5 protein-coding genes are annotated in these 5,925 nt (G+C 63.7%); 3 read left to right on the top strand and 2 right to left on the bottom strand.

The annotated features are described in order from the left end of the window. A partial coding sequence (locus L0G76_RS13415) for a hypothetical protein (protein WP_304357677.1) occupies positions 1 to 227 on the top strand: 227 nt, incomplete at its 5' end. A gap of 436 nt (positions 228 to 663) precedes the next feature. Beyond that, the gene (locus tag L0G76_RS13410) at positions 664 to 1,266 is read left to right on the top strand and encodes a hypothetical protein (protein WP_304357676.1); all 603 of its coding nucleotides are present in this window, start codon (positions 664 to 666) and stop codon (positions 1,264 to 1,266) included. A 37-nt stretch (positions 1,267 to 1,303) separates the two neighbouring features. Here L0G76_RS13410 and purL read toward each other — a convergent pair whose 3' ends face one another. Next, entirely contained in the window at positions 1,304 to 3,670 is a 2,367-nt protein-coding gene (gene purL, locus L0G76_RS13405; protein ID WP_304357675.1) for a phosphoribosylformylglycinamidine synthase subunit PurL, read from the bottom strand. Positions 3,671 to 3,832: 162 nt separating this feature from the next. On the opposite strand from purL, the gene trhO reads away from it, so the two are divergent. Beyond that, positions 3,833 to 4,744 (top strand): oxygen-dependent tRNA uridine(34) hydroxylase TrhO, encoded by a 912-nt coding sequence (gene trhO, locus L0G76_RS13400; protein ID WP_304357674.1) that lies wholly within the window; start codon positions 3,833 to 3,835, stop codon positions 4,742 to 4,744. Positions 4,745 to 4,748: 4 nt separating this feature from the next. Here trhO and L0G76_RS13395 read toward each other — a convergent pair whose 3' ends face one another. Beyond that, the gene (locus L0G76_RS13395; RefSeq protein ID WP_304357673.1) at positions 4,749 to 5,789 is read right to left on the bottom strand and encodes an epimerase; all 1,041 of its coding nucleotides are present in this window, start codon (positions 5,787 to 5,789) and stop codon (positions 4,749 to 4,751) included. Positions 5,790 to 5,925: the final 136 nt, after the last annotated feature.

The raw sequence follows: 5,925 nt of genomic DNA, 5'->3' as shown, positions 1-5,925 counted from the left end.
CGGCACCGAATCGGCCGCGTTCGCCGCAACCGCACCCGGTCTGGCTGTCCCGCAGCCTGCTCTGGGCGGCGCTCCTCATCGACTTCGTGCCGATCCTGGTCACGACCCCGATACTCATCTCCGGCGATCCTGCGATGTTCGCCGTCATCGAGCTGGTCAACATCGCCAGTGAAATCACCAGTATGCTTCTCGGCGCGGTGGCGATGCCCTCGCGATCGCTGGCCTGATCAGCGGCGGAATCCCCGGCCTCCAAGCGTTTCTTCCTGCCAGTGGCCTCCCCGGCGCCGGCATCTGCATCATCGTGCGAGCGCTGGCCATGGTGCTGACGTTCGCAGGCCTGGCTCTTCCACCTTCTCGGCAGAATTCCTTCAGCCATCGTCCCAATGCCCGCCCTGCTGCCTCAGTTCGGCGGATACGCCGGGCGCACCCCCTCAATGGGCAAGCGCACCAGCCGGTCAGCTATGGCACCGGCAACGCGCAGCCCGGCCCCCATGCCGGACCTGAAGCGAATCAGTCAGCGCACAACAGATGGCAGCCACCCCAGCAACCACCCTGGCATGAGAAGCTGCTGTGACCTGACCGGACACGGTCGGCCGTGATAGACGAGCGTGATACTGTCCGAGGCAAGAACAGATTCGCCACGCGTGGAGGAACAGAATCTCGGTGCTATCGTACATCATCGTCGGCGAGGTTATCTTCTGGGTGCTGCTGATGGGCGGTCTCGCAGTGCGGTACCTCCTCGGAGGGCGAGTCGTTTCCAGCTTGATGCTCGTGGCCACGCCTGTCGTCGACATCGTCATCATCGTGTTGACCTACCTCGATCTGGCAGGTCATTCTCCGGCAGACTTCAGTCACGGACTCGCGGCTTTCTATGTGGGGTTCTCGGTCGTCTTCGGTCCCGACATCATTCGCGGCCTCGACCGCCGGTTCACTCGCCGATATTCCAAACAATCCGGAGTCCGGACGACGTCGGCGCCGCAGCGTTCGAGCTTGGCAGACTGGTATCGTTGCCTGTTCGCTTCGGGCATCACCCTCGCACTGCTGCTCGTCGGAATCGTCGTCGCAGGATTGTCTGACTCGTTCTGGCTGATCTATTGGCTCATCGTGGTGGTGTTCACCGCAGTCACATGGGCAGCCCTCGGCCCGGTTCGTGAGAGTCTGAGAAAGCGCAGGCGTCGCCGATCTACGCACTCCGAGACCTCACCCACACAGGGTGAATGCCGAAGGGACCACGGGCCTTCGAACAAGCCGCGGGGTCACGGCTGATTCGAGGACCGGTGGTCCCTTCGACGATGGAAAATGCTCAGCCGAAGTGCTTCGGCAGCGTCCCTTCGTGGGTCTCGCGCAGTTCGTCGAGGCCGATCTCGAAGTGATCGACGACCTCGAGGACAGGTGCTTCGTCGCCGGTGTCGGTCATGCCGATGCGGATGAAGGGGAAGTGCCTCGCGGTGCACATGTCCTTGAACCGGACCTCTTCGGACCGTGGCACGGCCACGATTGCACGCGCCGTGGATTCGGAGAACAGCGCGGTGAACACATCGATCTCGTCGCGTTCGCACACTTCGTCGAGCCAGATGCGGGCACCGGTGCCGTAGCGCAGGCAGGATTCGATCAGCGCCTGTGACAGACCGCCCTCGGACAGGTCGTGCGCGGCATCGATCATGCCGTCACGCGAGGAGTTGATGAGGATCTCACCGAGTTCTTTCTCCACGCGCGGTTTGTACTGCGGTGGCACTCCGCCGAGGTGGCCGGCCGTCACGTCGGCCCACGCGGAACCGTCGAGTTCGGATTCGGTCTCACCGAGCAGATAGATGGTCTGGCCCGGTTCCTTCCAGCCGCTCGGAGTGGCGCGGGTGACGTCATCGAAGACGCCGAGGACACCGACGACCGGCGTCGGGTGGATGGCCACGCCACCGGTCTGGTTGTACAGGGAGACGTTGCCGCCGGTCACGGGAATACCCATGTCCTGGCACGCCTCGGCGAGGCCCTCGACGGCGGCCGCGAACTGCCACATGATCTCCGGGTCCTCCGGGGAGCCGAAGTTGAGGCAGTCAGTGACCGCACGGGGGATGGCCCCGGCAGTGGTGACATTGCGGTAGGCCTCGGCCAGCGCCAGCTGTGCGCCACGGGCAGGATCGAGGTAGCCGTAACGGCCGTTGGCGTCGGTGGCGATGGCCACGCCGAGCCCGGACTCCTCGTCGACGCGGACGACTCCTGCATCGTCGGGGAAGGCCTGTGCGGTGTTGCCCTGGACGTACTTGTCGTACTGGGAGGTGATCCAGTCCTTCGACGCCAGGTTCGGTGCACCGGCGAGCTGGAGCACGGTTGCCCGCAGCTGCTCGTCACCGGTGGGCTTGACAAGGCCGGCGGCTTCCACGGAGTTCGCAGCCACCTCGGCGGTCCAGGAGGGTTCGGTCATCGGACGTTCGTAGACGGGACCGTCGTGGGCGACCGAGCGTGGGGGAACATCGACGATGACGTCTCCGTGCCATTCGATGATGAGGCGTTCGGAGTCGGTGACCTCGCCGAGGACGGAGGTTTCGACGTCCCATTTGCCGACGATCGCCAGGAAGTCGTCGAGGCGTTCGGGGGTGACCACGGCCATCATCCGCTCCTGGGACTCCGACATGAGGATCTCCTCAGGGGTCAGGGTCTCATCGCGCAGCAGCACGTCGTCGAGGGCGATGTGCATGCCGCCGTCACCGTTCGATGCCAGCTCCGAGGTCGCGCAGCTGATGCCGGCGGCACCGAGGTCCTGGATGCCTTCGACAACTCCGGCGTGGAAGAGTTCGAGGCAGCATTCGATGAGCACCTTCTCTGCGAAGGGGTCGCCCACCTGGACGGCCGGTCGCTTCGAGGGCTTCGTGTCGTCGAAGGACTCCGAGGCGAGGATCGAGGCTCCGCCGATTCCGTCGCCGCCGGTGCGGGCACCGAAGAGGATGACCTTGTTGCCCTTGCCTGAAGCATTGGCCAAGCGGATGTCGTCGTGGCGCATGACGCCGACTGCGAGGGCGTTGACCAGCGGGTTTCCTTGGTACACGGAGTCGAAGACGGTCTCGCCGCCGATGTTGGGCAGGCCCAGGGAGTTGCCGTAGTTGCTGATTCCGGACACGACTCCGTGGAGCACGCGCGAAGTGTCGGGATGATCGATGGCACCGAAGCGCAGCTGATCCATCACGGCCACGGGGCGCGCGCCCATCGAGATGATGTCGCGCACGATTCCGCCCACACCGGTGGCAGCACCCTGGTGCGGTTCAACGTAGCTGGGGTGGTTGTGCGACTCGACCTTGAAGGTCACGGCCCAACCGTGCCCGATGTCGACGACGCCGGCGTTTTCGCCGATGCCCACGAGCAGGTGCTTCTTCATGTCCTCGGTGACCAAGGCAGCGAATTTCGACAGGTGGACCTTCGATGACTTGTAGGAGCAGTGTTCGGACCACATGACCGAGTACATCGCCAACTCCGCCGAGGTGGGGCGACGTCCCAGGATCTCGCGGATCTGCGCGTATTCGTCGGCTTTCAGACCGAGGTCGGAATAGGGCTGGTCAACGTCGGGATTCGCAGCAGCGAACTCGACGGTCTCCTTGACCTTCTTGGAGGCGGCCTGATCGGTTTCGACCTGCTGGGATTCGACCTGCGTGGAATTCGCAGAGTTGAGGTTACTCGACATGTCCTCTTAACGGCCCTTTCATACGACACGGCATCAGGGTCAATCTTAGCCGTGGTGCGGGGGAGGAGGGGAAGCCGGTCTCACCAATGGCATTCACCGTCACCGTCTGGACGACCCGACCGCTGACTTCGGAGGACACATTCGCCAATTAGAATATGGGCCATGGCAACTCCCAAGATCGTCTTGTTCTACGTATTCACTCCGCTGGCCGACCCCGAGGCGGTCAAGCTGTGGCAGCACACGCTGGCCGAGAGTCTCGGGCTCAAAGGGCGCGTGATCGTGTCGAAGGACGGCATCAACGCCACCATCGGCGGCGACATCTTCGACGTCAAACAGTATGTGCGGGCCACAAGGTCCTATGGGCCGTTCAAGAAGGCCGACATCAAATGGTCCAACGGCGAAGGCGACGACTTCCCGCGGCTGAGCGTCAAGGTCCGGCCCGAGCTCGTGACTTTCGGAACCAACGATGAGATCACCGTGTCCGAGAGCGGTGTCGAGGGCGGCGGAGAGCATCTCAAGCCCGGCGCCCTGCACAAACTCCTCGACGAACGCGGCGATGACGTCGTCTTCTTCGATGGACGCAACGCGATGGAGGCCCAGATCGGGAAGTTCCGCGACGCTATCGTGCCGGAGACGGACACGACCAAGGACTTCATCGAAGAGATCGAATCAGGTAAGTACGACGACCTCAAAGGCAAGCCGGTCGTCACCTACTGCACCGGCGGCATCCGCTGCGAGGTTCTGTCCGTGCTGATGAGGAACCGCGGCTTCGAAGAGGTCTACCAGCTCGACGGCGGCATCGTCCGCTACGGGGAGACCTTCGGCAACACCGGGTACTGGGATGGCTCCCTCTACGTCTTCGACAAGCGTATGCATGTGGAGTTCGGTGATGGAGCCGAATCGATCGGTCACTGCGTCGCGTGCGAGAAGTCGACCCCGAACTTCGTCAACTGCGCAAACCTCGACTGTCGCCTGCAATACCTGCGCTGCGAGGACTGCTCCGAGAAGAATCGTCAGCCCTACTGCCCCGACTGTGTGCAGGCCGGAATCCCCGCCGAGGCGGCTGCCGGCTGATCGGTCAGCGCAGCAAGCTCTTCGTCGCGGCTCGGATATCCGTCCATCTGAACTCGAATCCTGCTTGCTCCAGTCGCTCGGGCAGCACCCATCTGCTCTTGAGCACCAGCTCCGACTCCTGCCGCAGGACCCCCATTCCGATCTCGAGCAGCCATCGAGGTGCCGGAATCCCGATCGGCATACGCACGCCGCGCCGCAGGGCGGCCATCAGTCTGGTGTTGTCCGAAACCCCGGGGCTTGAGATGTTGACGGGACCGTTGATCTCATCATGGTCATCGATGAACCGGATCGCACGCACAACATCGTCGATATGCACCCAGCTGAACCGCTGCTTCCCATGACTGAGTGGATGACCGCGCCAGATTCTTGGGCCTGAGGAATCGGGCCCGATACCTCGATACCGCGTGTGGCCGAACCACCGTCCTTCCAACTGAGGCCCGCCGACACCGAACCTGGCTGCCGCCGCGAGCATGGTCAGGGCCGCCCCGTCACCGAGCACGATCGCCATACGCATCGCGACTCGCCTTGTCCGCGGCAGGTCGCCGCGGAAGAGCTCGCGCTCCCAGCCTTTGGCCACATCGACGGAGAAGCCCTCACCGATGTCCCCGTCGTTCTCGGTCTGCGGCCGGTCCCTGGCATGGCGGTAGATAGTGGCCGTGCTCGAATTGATCCACAAACGTGGAGGCGCCGAGGCGGCCCTGACCGCATCGTTCAATGCTCGCGTCGTCGTGATGCGAGAGTCCCAGATCTCCCGGCGGTTGCGATCGCTGTACCGGCATCCCACACTGCGACCGGCGAAGTTGATGAGCAGATCGGCACCATCGATCGCCGCAGCGATCCCAGCAGGGTCGCTCCAGGAGATGTGGTGACCGGAGGAAGCGGCCCGGCCGATGGTGCGCACCCGATATCCCCACGACTCGAGGGGAGCGATGAGTGCTCTGCCGATGAAGCCGGAGGCTCCGACGACGACCGCTGTTGGCGGTGCGTCGTTCTCGGCACGTGGCGGTTGGTTCCTGGGAAGGTGAGAAGCCTTTTCCGCAGTCATGAAGCGACCGTAACACCGGCGCATGCAGGCAATGGCGCGGGTCTCGTCGGGCGCAGCTCTGACAGGCCCGGGGCATGTGGTGGGCGTCACTGTCAGTTTTCTGGTTTCGAGTTGCACGGGGTGGCTGGCCTGGTCT

Source organism: Brevibacterium picturae, assembly GCF_030453725.1.
GTDB classification, from domain to species: Bacteria; Actinomycetota; Actinomycetes; order Actinomycetales; family Brevibacteriaceae; genus Brevibacterium; species Brevibacterium sandarakinum_A.
This window is presented reverse-complemented; position numbering and strand designations above follow the sequence as displayed.

What these genes read in the sequence shown, in the direction of transcription:
- purL (WP_304357675.1), bottom strand. Translation starts at nt 3,670, where the DNA reads ATGTCGAGTAACCTCAACTCTGCGAATTCCACGCAGGTCGAATCCCAG.
- trhO (WP_304357674.1), top strand. Translation starts at nt 3,833, where the DNA reads ATGGCAACTCCCAAGATCGTCTTGTTCTACGTATTCACTCCGCTGGCC.
- L0G76_RS13395 (WP_304357673.1), bottom strand. Translation starts at nt 5,789, where the DNA reads ATGACTGCGGAAAAGGCTTCTCACCTTCCCAGGAACCAACCGCCACGT.